This is a genomic window from Bradyrhizobium sp. DOA1 (assembly GCF_001593325.1).
Taxonomy (GTDB): domain Bacteria; phylum Pseudomonadota; class Alphaproteobacteria; order Rhizobiales; family Xanthobacteraceae; genus Bradyrhizobium.
Genome location: NZ_JXJM01000001.1, coordinates 4,463,037 through 4,484,888 on the forward strand (window position 1 = coordinate 4,463,037; position 21,852 = coordinate 4,484,888).

Sequence of the window (21,852 nt, forward strand, 5' to 3'; positions counted from 1 at the left end):
TCTCCCTGCCCCACCATCATACTCATTGCAGGAGCGGGGTCCGCAAGTCGAGGGTCAGCGGAAACTCATTTGTGCGTTCCTCGGGCGGCGGCTGGATCGGCCCCGGCGTGTGGCCGTGGTCCTGGAAGCGCGCCAGCCGCCGCGCCTCGGCCTCGTAGGTGTTGACCGGCTTGGTGTCGTAGTTGCGGCCGCCGGGATGGGCGACGTGGTAGACGCAGCCGCCGAGCGAGCGGCCGTTCCAGCTATCGATGAGATCGAAGGTCAGGGGCGCATGGACCGGGATGGTCGGGTGCAGGCCCGAGGCCGGCTGCCAGGCCTTGAAGCGGACGCCGGCCACCGCCTCGCCCGAGCGTCCCGTCGAAGTCATCGGCAGGCGGCGGCCATTGCAGGTGACGATGTGGCGGCCCTCGACGAAGCCTTCCGCCTTGACCTGGAGCCGCTCGACGGACGAGTCGACATAGCGCACGGTGCCGCCGGCCGAGCCCTCCTCGCCGAGCACGTGCCAGGGCTCCAGCGCCTGGCGCAGCTCCAGCGTGACTCCGCCATGATGCACCCGGCCGAAGGCGGGAAAGCGGAATTCGAGCTGGGCCAGATACCATTCCGGCTCGAACGGGTAGCCGAACTGCTTCAGCTCGCCGAGCACATCGAGAAAATCGTCCCAGATGAAATGCGGCAGCATGAAGCGATCATGCAGTGCGGTGCCCCAGCGCACGAACTTGCCCTGTTGCGGCTCGCGCCAGAATTTTGCGATTAGCGCGCGGATCAGGAGCTGCTGCGCCAGCGACATGCGCGGATCGGGCGGCATTTCGAGCGCGCGAAATTCGACGAGGCCGAGCCGCCCCGTAGGGCCGTCAGGCGAATAGAGCTTGTCGATGCAGATCTCGGCGCGATGGGTGTTGCCGGTGATGTCGACGAGCAGATGCCGGAACAGCCGGTCCACCAGCCATAGCGGCGTCTGATAGCCTGGCGGCGGCACGTGCGAAAGCGCGATCTCGAGCTCGTAGATGCTGTCGTGGCGGGCCTCGTCGATACGCGGCGCCTGGCTGGTCGGCCCGATGAACAGGCCGGAGAAGAAATAGGACAGCGACGGATGGCGCTGCCAGTACAAGACCAGGCTCTTCAGCAGGTCCGGCCGGCGCAGGAACGGCGAGTCCTGCGGGCTCGAACCGCCGACCACGACGTGATTGCCGCCGCCGGTGCCGGTGTGGCGGCCGTCGACCAGGAAACGGTTGGCGCCGAGACGCACCTTCGCTGCGTCCTCGTAGAGGCCGGAGGTGATCTCGACGGCATCGCGCCAGCTCCTGGCCGGCTGGATGTTGATCTCGATGACTCCAGGATCGGGTGTCACCTTGATGACCTCGATGCGCGGATCGAACGGCGGCGGATAGCCTTCGACATGGACGGGGAGCTGCATCTCCTCGGCGGTGGCTTCGAGCGCCGAGACCAATTCGAGATAATCCTCGATGCGCTCGACGGGCGGCATGAAGGCGCAGAGCACACCGTCGCGGACTTCGATCGACATCGCGGTACGTACCGGGACGGAGGTGTTGAGATGCTCGGGCTCGAGCCGCGGCGGCGCTTCCGGACGCGCGGGAAGTGTGAACACCGGCAGCTTGCCCCGCGCCTCCATCGGGTCCTGCTCGACGACGTAGGGATATTGGTTGGGAGGGACGTAGCCGAGCGAGCCGATCGGCAGGCGCAAGCCGAGAGGCGAGTCGCCCGGCATCAGGAACAGATGGTTGCGCCGGAGCGGCCAGCGCTCGCTGCGCCAGCGCGGCGGGGCATTCCAGCGCTGGATCGGCAGCACGAAGCCGCGCGGCGTGTTGAGGCCCTGGTCGAACACCCGCGCCATCCGCGCGCGCGCTTCGGGATCCGACAGTTTGGAATCGGTCGGATCGACGTTGACCGGAAGCTCGGCCTCCTTCTGCAGCCAGTACGCGGGATCCTCATAGGCCGGCATGATGTAGCCGAGGTCGAGCCCGAGCCGCGCGGCGGTGCCTTCCATGAAGGCTTCGGCGTCAGTGACCTCCGGCCGTCGTGGGTGCGCGATCTTCGCGATGAGATCGGCGTTCTTCCAGATCGGCACGCCGTCCTTACGCCAGTACAGGCCGAAGGCCCAGCGCGGCAGGCTCTCGCCGGGATACCATTTGCCCTGGCCGTAATGCAGCAGGCCGCCGGGCGCAAAGCGCGTGCGCAGCCGGCGGATCAGATCGTCGCCGAGCGCGCGCTTGGTTGGGCCCACTGCTTCGGTATTCCATTCGCCGGCTTCGAGATCGTCGACCGAGACGAAGGTGGGCTCGCCGCCCATGGTGAGCCGCACGTCGGCGCTCGCGAGATCGCCGTCGACCTGCTCGCCGAGATCGTCGAGCCGCGCCCAGGATTCGTCGGAGAACGGCTTTGTGATGCGCGGCGCCTCGCGGATGCGCTTCACGCTCATGTCGAAGGCGAACTCGACCTCGGCAAAACCGGCGCCGCCGGAGATCGGCGCGGCGGAGCGATAATGCGGCGTTGCCGCAACCGGGATGTGCCCTTCGCCCGCGAGCATGCCGGAGGTCGCATCGAACCCGACCCAGCCCGCGCCCGGCAGATAGACCTCGGCCCAGGCGTGCAGGTCGGTGAAGTCGGTCTCCACCTCCGGCGGTCCCTCGATCGGATCGATGTCCGGACGGATCTGGACGAGGTAGCCGGAGACGAACCGCGCCGCGAGACCGAGATGACGCAGCGTCTGAATCAGGAGCCAGGCGGAGTCGCGGCACGACCCGGCGCCGGAGGCAAGCGTCTCCTCCGGCGTCTGCACGCCCGGCTCCATGCGGATGATGTAACGAACCTTCTTCTGCAGCTCGCGATTGAGCTCGACCAGGAAGTTGACGGTGTTCGGGGCTTCCTGTGGGATCGTATCGAGATATTGCGCGAACAGACGATCGGGCTTGATGGTCTCGAGATACGGCGCGAGCTCCGTCTCGAGATCCTTGGGGTACTCGAACGGAAAGCTGTCGGCATAGGGCTCGACGAAGAAGTCGAACGGATTGACCACCGTCATCTGCGCCGTGAAGTCGACCTCGAATTTCAGCTCGGTCGTCTTTTCCGGAAAGACGTAGCGCGCGAGCCAGTTGCCCTGCGGGTCCTGCTGCCAGTTCACGAAATGATTGGAGGGCGTGACCTTGAGCGAATAGCTCAGGATCGGCGTCCGCGTATGCGGCGCCGGCCGTAGCCGGATGGTCTGCGGGCCGAGGTCGATCGGGCGGTCGTATTTGTAGTGCGTGACGTGATGCAATGCGACGTAGATCGACACGGGGTGCGGTGCTCCAGCAGCATTTTTGAGCAGAACACCGCTAGTGACCTCGATCAAGCATTAACAACGGGCAGAGCGTGCCTACGGCACGGGCGAATAGTGAGTGGCGAATGACGAATAGACGTTCGAGCAGGCTATTCGCTACTCCCTATTCGCCATTCGCCCCACCTCACATCGTCGCGCCCAGCACCCAGGGCGCGAACTCGGCGCCGCCGAAATCGAAGCTCTCGCTCTTGGTCGGCTGGCCCGATGCGGTCTTGAGGATGAGCTCGAAGATGCGCTGGCCGCACTCCTGCACGCTCTCCTCGCCTTCGAGGATGGTGCCGCAATTGACGTCCATGTCCTCTTCCATGCGCTTGTACATCGGCGTGTTGGTGGCGAGCTTGATCGAGGGCGCCGGCTTGCAGCCAAACACGCTGCCGCGTCCTGTTGTGAAGCAGACGAGATTGGCGCCGCCGGCGACCTGGCCGGTTGCGGCCACGGGATCGTAGCCGGGCGTGTCCATGAAGACGAAACCCTTCTTGGTGATGGGTTCGGCGTAGCGTAGCACCTCGACGAGATTGGTGGTGCCGGCCTTCGCCATCGCGCCGAGCGATTTCTCGAGAATGGTGGTGAGGCCGCCGGCCTTGTTGCCGGGGCTCGGATTCGCATTCATCTCGGCGCCTTCACGCGTCGTGTATTCGTCCCACCAGCGCATGAGATCGACCAGCTTCTCGCCGACCTCGCGGCTGACGGCGCGGCGCGTCAACAAATGTTCGGCGCCATAGGTCTCCGGCGTCTCCGACAGGATCACGGTGCCGCCATGGCGCACGATGAGGTCACTGGCCGCGCCGAGTGCGGGATTGGCGGATACGCCGGAATAGCCGTCCGAGCCGCCGCATTGCAGCGCTACAGTCAGCTCGCTCGCCGGCACGCTTTCACGCGTGACCTTGTTGGCGTCGGCCAGCGCCTCGCGCACGAAGGCGATGCCCGCCTCGACAGTCTTGCGGGTGCCGCCGACCTCCTGGATGTCCATCGCGCGCAGGCGCCCGGCGAGCTTCTGCTCCTCCATCAGGCCGCCGATCTGGTTCACCTCGCAGCCGAGCCCGAGCACGATGACGTGGGAGAAATTGACGTGCCGCGCGTAGCCGCCGAGCGTGCGGCGGAGCAGCGCAAGCGGCTCGTTCTGCGTCATGCCGCAGCCGGTCTTGTGGGTCAGCGCGACCACGCCGTCGACGTTGGGGAAATCGGCGAGCGGATTGTCGCCGGTGAAGGGATTCTTCTTGAAGACGTCGGCGACCAGGCTCGCCACATGCGCGCTGCAATTCACCGAAGTGAGAATGCCGATATAGTTGCGCGTGGCGACGCGGCCGTCCGGACGGCGAATGCCTTCGAAGGTCGCCGGCAGGTCGAAGTTCGGCGTCGGCTTGACGTCGGCACAATACGCATAGTCCTTGGCGAAATCGCCCATGCCGCAATTCTGCGTGTGCACGTGCTGGCCCGGCGCGATGGCTTGAGTCGCAAAGCCGATGATCTGGCCGTAGCGCTTGACCGGCTGGCCCATTGCGATCGGCTTGATCGCGACCTTGTGGCCGGAGGGAATGCGCTCGACCGTGGTCACGCCGTCGGCGACCACCGTGCCCGGCGGCAGGCTCGCCCGCGCGATCAGCACGCCATCATCGGGATGCAGGCGGATGACAGGGCTGATGGTCATGGCAAATCTCCTTCGGAGGCGAATAGCGAATGGTGAGTGGCGAATGGAAAAAGGGGAGCAGCACTATTCGCTACTCCCCATTCGCCATTCGCAAGTGCTTAAGCCTTGCCGCCCGAATCCTTGCGGGTCGCATTCACCTGCATCTTGGCGTAGGTCGTCATCAGGCCGACCTCGTTCGAGAGCGTGACGAGCTTGAAGCCCATGTTAATGGCGCGCGCTGCGCCTTCGGCGCCGCTGCAATGGATGCCCGGGTTGAGGCCGCGCTTGCCGCACTCCTTGATGATCTTCTCGTAGATCGCGAGGATCTCCGGCTCACTGCGGTCGAGCTTCGGCTCGAGGCCGTAGGAGAAGCCGAGGTCGGACGGGCCGATATAGACGCCGTCGATGCCTTCGACGTCGAGGATCGCTTCCATGTTCTCGACTGCCGTCTTCGTCTCCATCATCGGCAGCAGGATGGTGTCGGCATTCGCGGTCTTCTGGTAGGAACCCGCGGTGCCGTACATGCCGGCGCGGATCGGGCCGTTGGAGCGCACGCCCTGCGGCGGATATTTCGAATAGGAGACCAGGTTCCTGGCTTCCTGCGGCGTATTGACCATCGGGCAGATCACGCCATAGGCGCCGCCGTCGAGGACCTTGCCGATGATGCCGGGCTCGTTCCAGGGCACGCGAACCATCGGCGTGACCGGATGCTTGTCCATGGCCTGGAAGCACTGGACCATCGACAGATAATCCTGCACGCCGTGCTGCATGTCGACGGTGACGCTGTCGAAGCCGCATTGCGCGATCATCTCGGCCGAGAAGCCGGAGGGTATAGCGAGCCACGCGTTGACCACGGCCTTGCCCGACTTCCAGATTTCCTTGACCTTGTTCGCCACGTTGCCTTCCTTCTTTGTTGTTTGGACCGTGTTATTTTGACCATCGTCACCATGACGAGCGCCGCGACAGCACGACCAGCTGTTACCGCGAACCGGGCCGCCGCGCTACGCTCGCAATGGCGCAAGACCTATGCGGTCGCGCTCTGGATGCTGACTTCGCTGATGCCGACCTCGCGGGCTGTGTTCACTATTGCCGCCCAGGTGTCATCCGGCAAGGGGATGCCGTTCCGGGTCCGATCGCTGCGGGTTTTCCGCTCGGGATCGCCGGGAATCAGCACCTGATCGACCCCAGCCATCGGCTTGGTGGCGCGGATGAAATCGACATAGCGCGAGACTTCGCCGTCGAACAGGTTGGAGGTGTCGACCACCTTCGGATCGACATAGAACGCCAGCATGCCGTTGGCAAAGCGTCGCCCGCCCGATGTCGCCCCGGTTCCGGTCAAGGCCCCGCCCAGGAGCTCGCACATGAAGGCTAGGCCCGAGCCCTTGTGCTCGCCGAAGGCGCGGATGGCGCCGGTGCCCTTGGTGTGATCGCGCGGCCCGTCAGGGGTGAACGGCCCGTAGAGCACGACCGGGTCCTCGCTCAAGGTCCCGTCGGAATCGACCAGCGCGCCCTTCGGCAGCTTCTTGCCGCCGCGGCTTGCGACCAGCACCTTGCCCTCGGCGACGACCGAAGTGGCAAAATCAAGCACGATCGGGTCTTGGCCTTCGCGCGGGATGCCGACGCAGTATGGCGCGGTCGACAGCCGCTTCTCGACGCCGCCGAACGGCGCCACCAGCAGCGAGCCCGCAGCGTTGACGAAATGGATCGAGATGAGACCTTCGGCCGCGGCCATCTCGGCCCAATCGCCGACACGGCCGATATGGCCGGCATTGCGCAATGCGACCGCGGCGAGGCCCGCTTTCCTGCACTTCTCGATGCCGATCCGGACCGCCTGTGGCGTCACGGTCTGGCCATAGCCGAACTTGCCGTCGACCACTGCGAGCGACGGCGTGTCGAGCACCACCTCCGCGTTCTGGTTGGGCACGACCGAGCCGGTCTTCTGCCAGCGGATGTAGACGGGCACTCGGATCACGCCGTGACTGTCGTGGCCGGTCAGATTCGCGGTGGTGAGATAGGTGGCGATGCGCCTGGCTTCTTCGGGTGAGGATTGCGCATGCGCGAAGACTTCGGTGACGAAGTCGATGAGCTTCTGGACCTGAATGGTGACCATGACGGCCTGCGTGCCTCCACTCGCGCCGATTTTTCAGAGATCGGCTTGGCAGCAAGTTGAGCGAAAAAGCGCACGAATGTCCATGGCCGTGGCCGCACGGGCGCGCATATCAGGTGTCACTCCTCGGCACTTGCCTCTTCGCTTGCGCCGAGGCCTGCGAGACTCTGTTCGAGCTCGCCAAGCATCTCCTGCAACTCGGCGAGCTTGCGTGCGCCAAAGCGTCGCGTGATCTCCGCATAGATCGCCTCCGAGGTCGGCGCCACCGAGGCCATCAGCTTCACGCCCTCTTTCGAGATCGAGACCATGCTGCGGCGCTGGTCCGCCTTCGCCGTCTTGCGCTCGATCAGATTGCGCGCCTCGAGGTCGCGCAGGATGCGCGACAGGCTCGGCCCCAGCAGGAACGCGGTGCGCGCGAGTTCCGTGACTTCGACCGCCTCGATGGAAGCGAGCGCGCGCAGAATGCGCCATTGCTGCTCGGTCAAGCCGTGCTCGCGCAGCGAGGGGCGGAATTGCCGCATTACCGCCTCGCGCGCCCGCAGCAGCGACATCGGCAGAGAGCGCGAGAAATCGCGCATCGGCACCTGCCGTGCGACAGGTCCGCCTCCATTCGCAGGATCAGCCGGTCTCTTCACCATGACGCCCTTTCATGCCGCCAAACGTTTGCACTGCAGCAAGCCGAATTTGTGTTTGACGCATTCACTTAACATGTTAAGTATCTCCGGGCACCACGATCTGTAAGATCACACGCCTTGGGATCACATGGCGCTTTCCAACGACGATATCCAAGCTTGCGCGGGACGTCTGCACCAGGCGGAGAAGACCCGCACGCAGATCCGGCAGCTCTCGCAGGACTTCCCTGACATCACCATCGTGGATGCTTACGCGATTCAGAAGGCCTGGGTCGACGTCAAGATCGCGGAGGGGCGCATCGTCAAGGGCCACAAGATCGGCCTGACCTCGAAGGCGATGCAGAGCGCGCTTGACATCGACGAACCTGACTCCGGCGTGCTGCTCGACGACATGTTCTTTGCCGATGGCGGGCTGGTGCCGACCGAGCGCTTCATCGCCACGCGTGTCGAGGCCGAGCTCGCCTTCGTCATGAGCAAGCGCCTGTCGGGTCCCGACTGCACCACGTTCGACGTGCTCAACGCCACCGACTTCGTCGTGCCGGCGCTGGAGATTTTGGACACGCGCATCGAGCGGGTCGACGCCAAGACCAAGGCCACGCGAAAGATCTTCGACACCATCGCCGACAACGCGGCCAACGCCGGCATCGTGCTCGGGGGACGGCCGATCCGGCCGCTGGATGCCGACCTGCGCTGGATCGGCGCGCTGTGCTTCAGGAATGGCCAGCTCGAGGAGACGGGCCTTGCCGCCGGCGTGCTCAATCATCCCGCGAACGCGGTGGCCTGGCTCGCCAACAAGATCGCGCCGCTTGGACTCGCTCTGGAGCCCGGACAGGTCGTGCTCGCCGGCTCCTTCATTCGTCCGATCGAAACCCGCAAGGGCGACACAATCCAGGCGGATTATGGCGCCTATGGCTCGGTGAGCTGCTACTTCGCCTGACAAATAAATCGGTCGGCGAATGAGAAGACAGGGAGTGAAACCGCGATGCCGCATTTCACCATCGAATATTCGGCCAATCTCGACGGCCGTCTCGACATGGCCTTGGTCTGCGAGGTCGTGCGCAAGGCGGCGGTCGAGACCGGCATCTTCCCGCTCGGCGGCATCCGCGTTCGCGCCATCCGCTGCGAGCACTATGCGATCGCGGACGCGCGTCAGGACTACGCCTTTCTCGACATGGTGCTGCGCATCGGCGAAGGCCGCGATCTACCGACGCGCCAGAAGGCCGGCGAGCATGTCTTCCAGGCGCTCTCAAAGCATCTCGATCCGGTCTTCGCCGCCAGCAGGTTCGCCCTGTCGTTCGACATGCAGATCAACGACAAGGACACCAGCTGGAAGCGCAACAACATCCACGACGTCCTGAAAGCGCAAGCATCCGCGGGCTGACGTTTCGGAAAGCCGCGGGCTCCGCGTTCTGCTGAACGGCACTGTCGAGGAACCTGAACTCCAATAGAAGTGGATAGCGCAATGACCACCCTCACCGGCGGCGAAGCGATCGTAAGCGGGCTCGTCGCCCATGGCGTCGACACCGTGTTCGGCCTGCCCGGCGCGCAGGTCTACGGCCTGTTCGATGCCTTCCACCAGGCCCAACTCAAGGTGATCGGCGCGCGGCACGAGCAGGCTTGCGGCTACATGGCGTTCGGCTATGCGCGCTCCAGCGGCAGGCCCGGCGTGTTCAGCGTGGTGCCCGGCCCCGGCGTGCTCAATGCCAGTGCGGCGCTGCTCACCGCCTTCGGCTGCAACGAGCCGGTGCTGTGCGTGACCGGCCAGGTGCCGACGTCATTCTTGGGCAAGGGCCGCGGTCATCTGCATGAGATGCCGGACCAGCTCGCGACCTTGCGCACCTATGTGAAATGGGCGGACCGGATCGAATATCCCGGCAACGCGCCGACGGTGGTGGCACGCGCGTTCCAGGAGATGATGTCGGGCCGGCGCGGCCCTGCCTCGGTCGAGATGCCCTGGGACGTCTTCACCCAGCGCGCCGACACCGCCGCCGCGCAGGTGCTGGAACCGCTTGCCGCGCCGCGGCCTGATCCTGATTTGATCAAGAAGGCGGCCGCACTGGTCAAGTCCAGCAGGGCGCCGATGATCTTCGTCGGCAGCGGCGCGATCGAAGCGCGCGAGGAGATCCTCGAACTCGCCGAAATGATCGATGCGCCCGTCGTCGCCTTCCGCAGCGGCCGCGGCATCGTCTCCAACGCGCATGAGCTAGGGCTCACCATGGCGGCGGCCTACAAGCTCTGGCCCACGACCGATTTGATGATCGCGATCGGCACCCGCGCGGAGCTGCCCGCCTCGGGCTTTCGCTGGCCGTATCAGCCGCAGGGACTGAAATCCATTCGGATCGACATCGATCCGGCCGAGATGCGCCGGCTCGCTTCCGATGCGGCCATCGTCGCCGACGCCAGGGACGGCACCGCCGATCTCGTCGCGGCCGTGAAGAAGGCCGGCTATGCCAAGAGCAGCGGCCGGCGCGGAGACATCCGCGAGGCTACGGCGTCGGCGCAAGCCGAGATCCAGCGCATCCAGCCGCAGATGGCGTATCTCAACATCCTGCGCGAAGTGCTGCCGGCGAACGCGATCGTCACCGATGAATTGTCGCAGGTCGGATTCGCCTCCTGGTACGGCTTTCCGGTCTACGAGCCGCGCACCTTCATCACGTCAGGCTATCAGGGCACGCTCGGCTCGGGTTTTCCCACCGCGCTCGGCGCCAAGGTCGCCAATCCCGACAAGCCGGTGGTCGCCATCACCGGCGACGGTGGCTTCATGTTCGGCGTGCAGGAGCTGTCGACGGCAGTGCAGTTCAACATCGGCGTGGTGACGCTGGTGTTCAACAACAATGCCTACGGCAATGTGCGCCGCGATCAGCGTCAGCATTTCGACGGCCGCGTGGTGGCGTCCGATCTCGTCAATCCGGATTTCGTCAAGCTCGCGGAGTCCTTCGGCATGGCCGCCGCGCGCGTCACCGCGCCGGAGCAGTTCAAGGCGGCGCTGGAAAAGGCGCTTAGCCATGGCGGGCCCTATCTGATCTCGGTCGAGGTGACCAGGGATTCGGAAGTCAGCCCGTGGGCGTTCATTCACCCGCCGAAGCCGTAGTGATCCTCATGGTGAGGAAGCGCGCCAGCGCCGTCTCGAACCATGAAGGTCCCCGCTGTAGCCACCCGGGCCTCTATCCTTCGAGACGCGCGCCAAGGGCGCGCTCCTCAGGATGAGGAGATGGACTAGCGCGTCCTGCGAAATGTCAGATTGATCCGCTTCCGTCCCAGCAGCGCATGCTCGCCATCGGCGAGCGATGCGACGCCGTGATAGGCGAGCCGGCTGGGCCCGCCCCAGACCACGACGTCACCATGCACCAGGCGGAAACGGCGCGGCTTGTCGCTGCGCGCGAGGCCGCCGAACAGGAAGGTCGCGGGCAGGCCCAGCGAGACCGACACGATCGGCGCGGAATAGTCGAGCTCGTCCTTGTCCTGATGCAGCGACAGCCGCGTGCCGGGCTCGTAGCGATTGACGAGGCAGGCATCGGGCGCAAAGGACTTGAAGCCGCCCTGCTCTGCCGCACGGCGGGCGAGGTCGCGGAGGATCGGCGGCATCGGCGGCCAGGGCGCACCGGTGCGCGGATCGATGGGATCATAGCGATAGCCGGTGTGGTCGGTGATCCAGCCGCGCTCGCCGCAATTGGTCATGGCCACCGACATCTGGTAGCCGCCGGGCGTGGTCATGCGCCGAAACGGCGATTGCGCGACAATCGCCCGCACCGCTTCGATCAACTCGCTTTCGATCGGCCGAACGAAGCCGCGCAGCAGCACGGCGCCGTCCGCGATCTTCTCGCGGGACGGCTGCGCCTCGGCCACGCTGTCGAACAAATCAGCCGTCAATGGCTCCGCTCATTTCGCATCGTGAAAGATCACACCCAGGGTGTGGCGCTGGCCCGATCGGATACGACTGACGCCGTGGCGCATGTTAACGCGGTAGGTGCCGCGTGTCCCCTGCACCGGGCGATGATGCACAGCGAAGGCGACGGCGTCGCCCTGCGCCAGCGGCACCACCTCGGCGCGCGACTGCATGCGCGGCCGCTGCTCGGTCAGCACGAACTCGCCGCCTGTGAAGTCTCGGCCCGGTTCGGACAGCAGGATCGCGACCTGGATCGGGAACACGTGCTCGCCGTAGAGGTCCTGATGCAGGCAATTGTAGTCGCCGGCCTCATATTGCAGCAGCAGCGGCGTCGGCCGCGCCTGCCCTGCCTCGTGGCAGCGCTTCAGGAATGCCGCGTGGTCCGCGGGATAGCGGATATCGATCCCCATCGCCTCGTTCCAGCGGTTGGCGACGCCCTGGAGGTGCGCATAGAGCGCTGGGCGTAGCTCGGCGATGAGATCAGGCAGCGGATAGTTGAAATATTTGTATTCGCCACGGCCAAAGCCATGGCGGCCCATGACGATGCGGCTGCGGAAGTGCGTGTCGTTCGGATAGAGTGCGGCAACGGCGCGGCACTGGTCCCGCGTCAGCAGGCCCTTCAGGACGGCGCAGCCCTGGGAGTCGAGCTCGGCCGTGATCTGGGGCCAGTCGAGGGTATCGACGAGGGTGGCGAGGTCGGCGAGCGGCGTTTGGGGCGATTTGCGTGCGATCATTGTCATGGCAATCACTTTTGCAGCCCGGCGTTCAACCCCGCCACCCGATTTCCGATGATTATGTCCTCCTCATGCGAGCCATCGGGTCCGCGCGAAGCGCGGCCCGATGACAGGCTCCGCGAAACAATCCAGGATCCCTCGCGGAACCAGTCTGGATTGCTTGTCGCAAGGGCTCCTCGCAATGACGCGGAGAGGCCTCAGCCCCTCACCGGCAGCGTCACCACGTCGTAGCCGTGCCTGATCGTGCGCTTCAGCACGGGGTCTTCAAGCTCGAAATCGAAGCGGTCCGCCGGGCGGATGCCGCCCTTGGCGGCGAAGGTGCCGCCGAACATGGCGCAGCCGTCGGGCAGCTTTCCGCCGGGGAAGCCGCCGCGCGCGATCAGGTCAGTGACCGGCAGCATCGCATCCAGCGTGCCCTCCTGGTAGAGCGCGCGCTCGCCCTTGCTGGTGGCGTAGGAGCGCAGGATCATCCTGTCCCAATGGCCGATGACGTCCTCGAGCTCCCACAGGGTGGAGGCGATCGGCTTGTCGCACATCTGCTTGGACACGGTGACGCTGTAGGCCTCGACCTTGCGGTCGGTGTGATCGGAGCCGCAGCCGACGAAGATGCGGCCCTGCCAGCCGATCAGCACGAACTCGACCTCGCCCGAGGAATCGCCGCCGGTGCATTCGATGCGGTCTTCCTGGGTCAATCGCCGCGCCGAGGCGCGGTAGTAGATCGGCGTCGAGGCCGGCGGAGCGATGCCCATCTCCTGCAGCTCTTTGATGTGCTTGTCGCGTGCGACGGGATCGCGGCCGGTCCAGCCGGCGATGACCATCTGGTCGATGGCCAGCGTCAGCGGCGTGGTGGTGTCCTGGGCGTCGACGGTGAAGGTCAGGTCAAACACGGATCACGGCCTCCATGCCGGCAGCAAGCTCGAAGATACGGCGGTCGGATCCGCCCGCCCCCGCCAGCATCAGGCCGACGGGAACGTCGCCCGCGCGATGACAGGGCAGCGAGATGGCGCAGCCGTCGATCAAATTGATCAGGCTGCAATTGCGAAGAGCGCGGATGTTCTCGCGGGTGAATGCCTGATCATCGGCGAGGTCGGCGATCTTCGGCGGCGTGTTGGGCGTGGTCGGCAGCACCAGCGCGTCATAGGACGCGATCCGCGCGTTGACGCGGGCGATCAGCGAGCGGCGTTCGTTGAGCAGGTCGATATAGTCGGCCGCGCTCTGCGCCTCGCCGCGCATGATGCGCACGGCAACCCTGGGATCATAGACGTCGCCCTTGGATGTGATGAGGTAGCGATGCCAGGCATAGCTTTCGGAGGCGGCAAAGCCACCCTTGGCATTCATCGGCCCAATGTCGTGGAATTCGGCCATCTCGACGCGCTCGATGATGGCGCCGTGATCGGCGAGTGATTTCAGCGCGCGCTCGAAGGTCGCGGCGACCTTCGCATCGAGATCGTCGAGCGCGATCGTGGTGGGCACCGCGAGCCGCATGCCCTTCACCGGACGCGGCCTGAGCGGAACGATCGGCTCGTTCGCGAGCACCGCGTCGAGTATGGCACAGCAGCTGACCGATCGTGCCAGCGGCCCGATGCTGTCGAGCGAAAACGACAGCGGCACCGAGCCGTCGAGCGGCACGCGGCTCTGCGTCGGCTTGTAGCCGACGATGCCGTTGAAGGCGGCCGGAATCCGGCAGGAGCCGCCGGTGTCGGTGCCGAGCGCGCCATGCGCCATGCCGTCGAGCACGGAGACTGCGGCACCCGAGGACGAGCCGCCGGGCACGTGGCCTTCGGCCCGGTTCCAGGCGCCCTTCGGCGTGCCGTAATGCGGATTAATGCCGATGCCGGAATAGGCGAACTCGGTCATGTTGGTGCGCCCGATCACGACGAAGCCGGCCTTGCGCAGGCGCGCCACCGTCACGGCGTCCTGCTCGGCCGGCGAGGAATCGTCAAGCGCGCGGGAGCCGGCGCGCGTCACCTGCCCGCTGATGTCGAACAGGTCCTTGATCGAGATCGGGATGCCGGCATAGCGCGAGGGCGCTGCCTTGGCTTTGCGAAGGCCGTCCATCGCATCCGCCGCCGCGAGCGCGCCCTCCTTGTCGACATGTATGAACGCGCGCTGGCCTTCGCCGGCGGGGTCGGCGATCCTGGCGATGCACGCCTCGACCAGCTTGCGGGAGGTCGTGCGGCCGCTTTCGAGGTCTTCGGCGAGCTTCGCCAGCGTCGGAAAATCGGGCATGTCTGTCTCACGGAATATTGGCCGCGCAATCTATAGCGCTGCCTCAGCGGGACACAAGCATTGTGCGCATGATGGCATGCATGCGCATTGCTGGACCGTTGACGCGCCATGGTCGATTGTCGCATCAAGATCGAAACAGCCGGGCGGAAAGCCTGTCTTTTTGGAGGAGCCGCCGAGATGGCCGAACCGCAGCGCGCGCGACCGAAACCGACGCCGGAGACCCAGCATTTCTGGGACGGCACGAAGGCGGGCGAATTGCGCCTGCAGCGCTGCGACGCCTGCGCGCATGTCTACTTCCCGCCGCGCCCGTTCTGCCCGTCCTGCGCCTCGCGCAAGGTTTCGGTGTTCAAGGCGAGCGGCAAGGGTTTTCTCTACAGCTACGTGATCAACCATCGTCCCGCCGCGCCGGGCTTCACGCCGCCTTACGCGATCGCGGTGGTCGAGCTCGCCGAGGGGCCGCGGATGATGAGCAACATCATCGACTGCCCGCAGACGCCGGAGGCACTCGAGCTCGACATGAAGCTCGAGGTGGCCTTTGAGCAACTCGACGACAAGATCACCCTCCCCGTCTTCCGTCCGGCGAAGGGGTAGACCATGCGCAGGAACCAGGTTGCCGTCATCGGCGCGGCTGAGACCACCGAGCTCGGTGTTATCGCCAACGCTTCGCAGCTCCAGCTCCACGCCGATGCGGCGCTCAATGCCATCGCCGATGCCGGGCTGAAGCTCTCGGATATCGACGGCTTCGCCACCGCGGTCGAGACGCCGCAGCAGGTCTGCCACTATCTCGGCATCAAGCCGACCTGGGTCGACGGCACCTCGGTCGGCGGCTGCTCCTTCATGCTGCACGTCCGCCACGCAGCTGCAGCGATCGAAGCGGGCCTGTGCAAGACCGTGCTGATCACCCATGCCGAGAGCGGCAAGTCGATGATCGGCAAATTGCCGCGCTCGACGCCAGCCGACAGCCTCAACGGCCAGTTCGAGGCGCCCTACGGCGTCTACGGTCCGCCGAGCATGTTCCCGATTCCCGTGCTGCGCTTCATGAAAACCTACGGCATCACGCACGAGCAGCTGGCTTCGGTGGCGGTGGTGCAGCGGGAATGGGCGGCGAAGAATCCGCGGGCGATGATGAAGGACCCGATCACGGTCGCGGACGTGCTCAACTCGCGCATGATCGCCTATCCGTTCCGGCTCCTGCAGTGCTGCCTCGTCACCGACGGCGGCGGCGCGCTGATCCTGACCTCGGCTGACCGCGCCAGGGATTTTCCGCGCAAGCCCGTCTACATCATGGGCACCGGCGAGAGCGTGGAGACGCCGATGGTCAGCCAGATGGAGACATTCAATTCCTCGCGCGCGTTCAAGACCGCAGGGCCGCTCGCGTTCAAGGAGGCCGGCATCGCGCACAAGGACGTCGATCATCTCATGATCTATGATGCCTTCGCGCATCTGCCGCTGTTCGGCCTCGGCGATCTCGGCTTCATGCCTTATGAGGAGACGGGCCGGTTCATCGCGGACGGCAACACGCGGCCCGGTGGCAAGCTGCCGCTCAACACCAATGGCGGCGGGTTGAGCTACATGCACTCCGGCATGTACGGCATGTACGCGCTGCAGGAGAGCGTGCGGCAGATGCGCGGGATTGCGCCGGCGCAGGTGCCGAACGCCAAGATTTCGGTGTGCCATGGCGTCGGCGGCATGTTCGCGGCGAGTGGCACGATCGTGTTTACGAACGAAAGGTAAGGCGGCGCGGAATTACCTAGCGGTCATTGCCGGGCTTGCCCCGGCAATCCATCCTCTTCTGATGATGGATGCGCGGGTCAAGCCCGCGCATGACAAGCTGGGTTAGCCGCAGCCGCAGAGACAACATAGAGAGGCTACCATGAGCAAATCACTGCAAGACAAGGTCATCATCGTCACCGGCGCAGGCCGCGGCATCGGGCGGGAGATCGCGTTGCTGTGCGCTGGCGAAGGGGCCAAGGTTGTCGTCAACGATCCCGGCGGGGCCGCCGACGGCGCCGGCGCGAACGCGGCACCCGCCGAGGAGGTGGTCGAGGAGATCAAGAAGCGCGGCGGCACGGCGGTTGCCAATTTCGAGTCGGTGGCGGAGGCGATCCCCGCCAGCAAGATCGTGAAGACCGCCACCGATCATTTCGGCCGGCTCGACGGCGTCGTCAACAATGCCGGCATCTTGCGCGACATGATCTTTCACAAGATGAGCGTGGAGGCGTTCGAGGCCGTTATCAAGGTGCACCTGATGGGCTCGTTCTATGTCAGCCACGCCGCGGCGCGGATCTTCCGCGAGCAAGAGTCGGGCTCCTTCGTGCACTTCACCTCGACTTCGGGCCTGATCGGCAATTTTGGCCAGGCCAATTACGCCGCCGCCAAGCTCGGCATCGTCGGGCTGTCGAAGTCGATCGCTCTCGACATGGGCCGCTTCAATGTCCGCTCCAATTGCGTCTCGCCCTTCGCCTGGACCCGCATGATTGGCACCATCCCGACCGAGACCGATGCCGAGAAGGCGCGCGTCGAGAAGATCAAGCAGATGGGACCCGAGAAGATCGCCCCGCTGTGCGGCTACCTGCTCGGCGATTCGGCCAAGGACGTCACTGGACAGATCTTCGGCGTGCGCATGAACGAGATTTTCCTGTTCAGCCAGAACCGGCCGATCCGCTCGGTGCAGCGGAACGAAGGCTGGACGCCGCAATCGATCGCGGAACACGGCATGCCAGCGCTGAAGGGCTCGTTCTACAAGCTCGACCGTTCGGCCGACATCTTCACCTGGGATCCCGTGTAAGATTTCGTCCAGCCGCATTTCCGGCATCCCTGCCCTGCGATCTCCGGTTGTCTCGGCCCGAGATTGCCCCGCTTTATGCCCGATTGCGGACAGATGGTGGCCTCCCAACGAAACTTTGGGAGGAAACCATGACAAGAACACTGACCAACCCCGACGACACCTCTATAGCCGGCGGCCTCGGCCGCCGCGCTCTCCTTAAAGGCACGGCGGCCCTCGCCGCCTCCACCGTCCTGGCCTCACAGGTCAATGCCCGCGACTTCGGCGCCAATGCCGAGCCGCAGCGTTATCCCGACCCCGACATCGTCGTCATTGACCCCAAGCGCTTCAAGGCCAAGGTCGGCAACACCGCGATCAAGCGGCTCTACACCGGCTGCCTGTGGGCGGAGGGGCCGGCCTGGAACGCGCAGGGACAATATCTCGTCTGGAGCGACATCCCCGCCAACCGGCAGCTGCGCTATCTCGACGATGACGGCCACATCTCCGAACAGTTCCACAAGCCGTCGAACGAGGCCAACGGCAACTCCTTCGACACCGAAGGACGCCAGCTCACCGCCGAACGCACGCGCCTCGTCCGTTACGAACACGACGGCTCGGTGACGACGCTCGCCGAGCAGGCCAATGGCAAGCCGCTCAACGGCCCGAACGACATGGTCGTGCATCCCAACGACAAGGCGATCTGGTTCACCGACCCCGGATATGGCGCGATCAGCATCTATGAAGGCAAGCTCGCCAAGACCGGCTCGCTCCAGCCGCATCAGAAGGAGGCCGTGTATCGCCTGGACACCCAGACCGGGCAAGTCGCGAAGGTCGCGGACGAGCCGTTCAAGCCGAACGGCCTCGCCTTCTCCCACGACTACAAGAAACTCTATGTCTGCGACACCGGCATCACGCATTATCCTGAAGCGAAAAACGTGGTGTGGTCTTACGACATCGACGGTGCCAAGCTGTCGAACCCGAAGAAGCTGATCGACATGACGCTCGACGGCAAGTCAGGCTTCCCGGACGGCTTGCGCGTCGACACCGAGGGCAACATCTGGGTCGGCGCCGGCTGGGTCGGTCCCGGCTATGACGGCGTTCAGGTGTTCGCACCAAACGACGGCGCGCGCATCGGCCAGATCCTGCTGCCGGAGACCTGCGCCAATGTCTGCTTCGGCGGCAAGAAGCGCAACCGCCTGTTCATGACCGCGAGCCAATCGCTGTATGCGGTCTACGTGGAGACGCAGGGCGCGCATTTCTGTTGAGATGAGCGAATAGTGAGTGGCGAATGGCGAGTAGACTCCATTCGCTACTCCCTATTCGCCATTCGCTCCTACCCCGTATTCCGCAACCCAGCCGAAATGCCGTTGATCGTCAACTGAATCCCGCGCAGCACCTGCTCGTCCGGGTTCTGCGCGCGATGCTCTTTCAACAATTCGACCTGCACGTGGTTGAGCGGATCGAGATAGGGGAAGCGGTGGCGCACGGAGCGCTCCAGCAGCGGGTTGCTCTGAAGCAGCCGGTCCTGGCCCATGATGTCGAGCAGCGTCTCGATGCAGGAATGCCATTCGCGGCGGATGCGGCCAAAAATCTTTTCGCGCAGGGCTTCGTCCGGCACGAGCTCGGCATAGCGCGAGGCGATCGCGATCGAGCTTTTCGCCAGCACCATGTCCATATTCGACAGCAGCATGCGGAAGAAAGGCCATTCCTTGTACAGTTCTTTCAGGAATGGCATGCCCTTGTCGGGATGCTCGGCGATCCACTGCTCGACCGCGCTGCCGAAGCCGTACCAGCCTGGCAACATCAATCGACACTGCGCCCAGGAGAACACCCAGGGAATCGCGCGCAGATCCTCGATCGCGCGGGTCTTCTTGCGCGAGGCCGGGCGGCTGCCGATGTTGAGCGTTGCGATCTCGTTGATGACGGTCGACGACCAGAAGTAGTCGACGAAGCCGTCGGTCTCGTAGACGAGGCCGCGATAAGCCCTAAAGGCGAGGTTCGAGAGCTCATCCATCGCGGTGAGATATTCGCGGCGCGGCGCGCTCTGGCGCGGATGCAGGAGGCTCGCTTGGAGCGTCGCCGCAGCGAGGATTTCCAGATTGTTGCGGCCGACCTCGGCGTTGGAATATTTCGACGAGATGATCTCGCCTTGCTCGGTGATGCGGATCTGGCCGTTCACGGCGCCGCCGGGCTGGGCGATGATGGCGTCATAGCTCGGGCCGCCGCCGCGACCGACCGAGCCGCCGCGGCCGTGAAACAGGCGCAGGCGTACGCCGTGGCGCTCGAACACGTCGACGAGGCCGATCTCGGCCTTGTAGAGCTCCCAGCCCGAGGTGACGAAGCCGCCATCCTTGTTCGAATCGGAATAGCCGAGCATGACCTCCTGCACGCTGCCGCGGCTGTCGACGAGCCGGCGGTAATCGTGCAGCGACAGCATGCGGTCCATGATGCCGCTGGAGGCCTGCAAATCCTCGATGGTCTCGAACAGCGGCACGATGTTGATGGCGCTGCGACCTGAGGGATGAACGAGGCCGACTTCCTTCAGCAGCACGGCGACCTCGAGCATGTCCGACATTCCCTTGCACATCGAAATGATGCATTGGGGAATCGCGTCCGAGCCGAACTTCGCATGCGCTTCCGCGGCGGCATGGAAGACGTTCAGCTCGCCCATGGTCTCGTCGCTGTACTTGACGAAGGGCGACACCAGCGCGCGCGTCGAGCGCAGCTCGTTGGTGAGCAGTGAGATGCGGGCTTCTTCTCCGAGCGCGAGATAGGACATGCCGGGATTAGCGGCGTCCATCAGCTCCGCGATGGTGCGCTCATGCACCGCCGAGTTCTGGCGGATGTCGAGCCGCGCCAGATGGAAGCCGAAGCAGTCCACCGCGCGGCGGAGCAGCCGCAGTCGGCCGCGGGCAATGACGCGGGCGTTGTTGGAGATCAGTGAGCGGTGCAGCACGTCGAGATCGGCCTGCAGCTCCCTGACGCTCTCGTACGGCTTGCCCTTGCCGACCGGCCGGCGCGTGATCTCGACCTCGAGCTTTTCGGCCGTCGCGGTGAGGCGCGCATAGATGCCCGACACAGCGAGGCGATAGGGCTCGCCGCTCCGGTGCGGCGAGGTATCCGGCGAGCGCTCCGCCAGCGTGCGCAGCTCCTCGGAGACGTCGGCGAGATGGGCTGCGATCGACAGCTCGGCGCCGAGCACGTGCAGCTCGTTGAGATAGAACTGCATCACCCGGCTGGACTGCAGCCGCAGCGTGCCGCGCATGACGTCGGCGGTGACGAAGGGATTGCCGTCACGGTCGCCGCCGATCCAGCTGCCCATGCGCAGGAACGAGGCGAGCTCGGTGGCGGCCGCCTCGCCGCCCTCCTCCAGCCGGTCCTCCAGCGCGTTGACCAGCCGCGGCACCTCGCGCAGGAACGTGTAGTCGTAGAACGACAGGCCATTGGAGACTTCATCGAGCACGGTGAGCTTGGTTCGGCGGAGCAGATTGGTCTGCCACAGCGTCAGCACCTCGCGGCGAAGCTGCTCGTCGCTGGCCTCGGCCTCTTCCGCCGTCAGCGCCACGCGCTCGCGGCGGTCGAGCAGGCTCGCGACCTCCATCTCGCGGTCCATGGTGCTCTTGCGGCGGACTTCGGTCGGATGCGCGGTCAACACGGGGCTGACCAGCGCGGTCCTAAAGAAGCTGCGCAGCGCATCGGGGCCGATGCCCGCTGCCTTGGCATGGGCAAGCGTCTCCGCCAGCACGCCGGCGTTCTTGCCCGTGCCGCGGGCGCGCATCTGGCGGATGTTGTTCTGGTCCTCGGCGATGTTGGCGAGGTGGGAAAAATAGCTGAAGGCGCGGACGATGCGCACCGTCTCAGAGATCGACATACCGTCGAGGATCTGCTCGAGCTCGCGGCGGGCAAGCCGGTCCTCGTCGCGGTGGAAGCGGATCGAGGTCTGGCGGATGCGCTCGACCAGGTCGAACACGTCGGCGCCCTCCTGGTCGCGCACGGTGTCGCCGAGGATGCGCCCGAGCAGGCGGATGTCGTCGCGCAGCCGCGTCTCCGCTTCGGTGGCCTGGACATCCTCGGGGCGGTTGGGCCGATGCTCGTTGGGATCCGATGGTATGGTCTGGAGGGACATGGCTCGCTCCTCTTGCAGAGCTCCCTGTGGCTCCCCGGCCTGTCAAGTGTGCGCTATTTTTCTATCGCAGTGCAAGATGAACTTGGGAGCGGTGCACATCGTCGCCGTGTCCCGGACGCGCTGCAACGCCTCTTGGCGTTGCTGCGCAGAGCCGGGACCCACGAGCTGCAGGACACACCGCCGAAACATGGGCCCCGGCTCAGCAGCGCACCACGCCGCGAAGACGCGGCGCGCTGCGCTGCGTCCGGGGCACGAGAGCTGTAAGCTCATCCGAAACACACGTCTTCGCGATCTCGCGGCGCGTTCCGCCCGAGCTTTGCTGTCCGTTTCGCCCTCATCGAGAAGAAAGGGCGCAGGGAAGGCCGGGCGCCGGCTGGCACCCGAAGGTCCGCACGCGACAAGAACGCACG

General features: G+C 65.3%; 17 protein-coding genes. 7 read left to right on the plus strand and 10 right to left on the minus strand.

The window, feature by feature from the left end:
• Positions 1 to 22: 22 nt before the first annotated feature.
• From SE91_RS20970 to hpaR, 5 genes are all read right to left on the minus strand, one after another.
• A complete protein-coding gene (locus SE91_RS20970) occupies positions 23 to 3,292 on the minus strand; it encodes a transglutaminase family protein (RefSeq protein WP_061848939.1) in 3,270 nt (1,089 codons plus the stop codon).
• 169 nt (positions 3,293 to 3,461) lie between these two features.
• Entirely contained in the window at positions 3,462 to 4,985 is a 1,524-nt protein-coding gene (locus SE91_RS20975; protein ID WP_061848940.1) for a UxaA family hydrolase, read from the minus strand.
• Between the two features lie 98 nt (positions 4,986 to 5,083).
• Positions 5,084 to 5,860: an HpcH/HpaI aldolase family protein gene (locus SE91_RS20980; protein ID WP_008549964.1), complete on the minus strand. Its 777-nt coding sequence runs from the start codon at positions 5,858 to 5,860 to the stop codon at positions 5,084 to 5,086.
• A 128-nt stretch (positions 5,861 to 5,988) separates the two neighbouring features.
• The gene (locus SE91_RS20985; RefSeq protein ID WP_060735499.1) at positions 5,989 to 7,074 is read right to left on the minus strand and encodes a malate/lactate/ureidoglycolate dehydrogenase; all 1,086 of its coding nucleotides are present in this window, start codon (positions 7,072 to 7,074) and stop codon (positions 5,989 to 5,991) included.
• 116 nt (positions 7,075 to 7,190) lie between these two features.
• The gene (gene hpaR / locus SE91_RS20990; RefSeq protein WP_008549980.1) at positions 7,191 to 7,709 is read right to left on the minus strand and encodes a homoprotocatechuate degradation operon regulator HpaR; all 519 of its coding nucleotides are present in this window, start codon (positions 7,707 to 7,709) and stop codon (positions 7,191 to 7,193) included.
• Positions 7,710 to 7,833: 124 nt separating this feature from the next.
• Here hpaR and hpaH point away from each other — a divergent pair, with 124 nt between their 5' ends.
• From hpaH to SE91_RS21005, 3 genes are all read left to right on the plus strand, one after another.
• Positions 7,834 to 8,640, plus strand: coding sequence for a 2-oxo-hept-4-ene-1,7-dioate hydratase (gene hpaH / locus SE91_RS20995; RefSeq protein ID WP_061848941.1), 807 nt, complete (start codon positions 7,834 to 7,836; stop codon positions 8,638 to 8,640).
• Between the two features lie 45 nt (positions 8,641 to 8,685).
• A complete protein-coding gene (locus SE91_RS21000; protein ID WP_061848942.1) occupies positions 8,686 to 9,084 on the plus strand; it encodes a 5-carboxymethyl-2-hydroxymuconate Delta-isomerase in 399 nt (132 codons plus the stop codon).
• Between the two features lie 81 nt (positions 9,085 to 9,165).
• Entirely contained in the window at positions 9,166 to 10,794 is a 1,629-nt protein-coding gene (locus SE91_RS21005) for a thiamine pyrophosphate-dependent enzyme (protein WP_061848943.1), read from the plus strand.
• A 125-nt stretch (positions 10,795 to 10,919) separates the two neighbouring features.
• Here the strand turns inward: SE91_RS21005 and alkB are convergent, their stop codons facing one another.
• From alkB to SE91_RS21025, 4 genes are all read right to left on the minus strand, one after another.
• The gene (alkB, locus tag SE91_RS21010; RefSeq protein ID WP_061848944.1) at positions 10,920 to 11,573 is read right to left on the minus strand and encodes a DNA oxidative demethylase AlkB; all 654 of its coding nucleotides are present in this window, start codon (positions 11,571 to 11,573) and stop codon (positions 10,920 to 10,922) included.
• Positions 11,574 to 11,582: 9 nt separating this feature from the next.
• Positions 11,583 to 12,329 (minus strand): 2OG-Fe(II) oxygenase, encoded by a 747-nt coding sequence (locus tag SE91_RS21015; RefSeq protein WP_061848953.1) that lies wholly within the window; start codon positions 12,327 to 12,329, stop codon positions 11,583 to 11,585.
• 191 nt (positions 12,330 to 12,520) lie between these two features.
• Positions 12,521 to 13,210 (minus strand): DUF2848 domain-containing protein, encoded by a 690-nt coding sequence (locus tag SE91_RS21020; protein ID WP_061848954.1) that lies wholly within the window; start codon positions 13,208 to 13,210, stop codon positions 12,521 to 12,523.
• A complete protein-coding gene (locus SE91_RS21025; RefSeq protein ID WP_061848955.1) occupies positions 13,203 to 14,552 on the minus strand; it encodes an amidase in 1,350 nt (449 codons plus the stop codon). The genes SE91_RS21020 and SE91_RS21025 overlap by 8 nt, the downstream gene beginning before the upstream one ends.
• Before the next feature lie 177 nt (positions 14,553 to 14,729).
• On the opposite strand from SE91_RS21025, the gene SE91_RS21030 reads away from it, so the two are divergent.
• The 4 genes from SE91_RS21030 to SE91_RS21045 all read left to right on the plus strand — a co-directional run bounded on the left by SE91_RS21030 (position 14,730) and on the right by SE91_RS21045 (position 18,581).
• Complete coding sequence (locus tag SE91_RS21030) at positions 14,730 to 15,143, plus strand: Zn-ribbon domain-containing OB-fold protein (protein ID WP_061851226.1); 414 nt, start codon at positions 14,730 to 14,732, stop codon at positions 15,141 to 15,143.
• A gap of 3 nt (positions 15,144 to 15,146) precedes the next feature.
• Positions 15,147 to 16,286 (plus strand): thiolase C-terminal domain-containing protein, encoded by a 1,140-nt coding sequence (locus tag SE91_RS21035; RefSeq protein WP_061848956.1) that lies wholly within the window; start codon positions 15,147 to 15,149, stop codon positions 16,284 to 16,286.
• 139 nt (positions 16,287 to 16,425) lie between these two features.
• Complete coding sequence (locus SE91_RS21040) at positions 16,426 to 17,340, plus strand: SDR family NAD(P)-dependent oxidoreductase (protein ID WP_061848957.1); 915 nt, start codon at positions 16,426 to 16,428, stop codon at positions 17,338 to 17,340.
• A gap of 128 nt (positions 17,341 to 17,468) precedes the next feature.
• The gene (locus SE91_RS21045) at positions 17,469 to 18,581 is read left to right on the plus strand and encodes an SMP-30/gluconolactonase/LRE family protein (protein WP_061848958.1); all 1,113 of its coding nucleotides are present in this window, start codon (positions 17,469 to 17,471) and stop codon (positions 18,579 to 18,581) included.
• 68 nt (positions 18,582 to 18,649) lie between these two features.
• Here the strand turns inward: SE91_RS21045 and ppc are convergent, their stop codons facing one another.
• Positions 18,650 to 21,442 carry a phosphoenolpyruvate carboxylase gene (ppc, locus tag SE91_RS21050; RefSeq protein WP_061848959.1) on the minus strand — a complete coding sequence of 931 codons (2,793 nt, stop codon included), beginning with the start codon at positions 21,440 to 21,442 and terminating at the stop codon, positions 18,650 to 18,652.
• Positions 21,443 to 21,852: the final 410 nt, after the last annotated feature.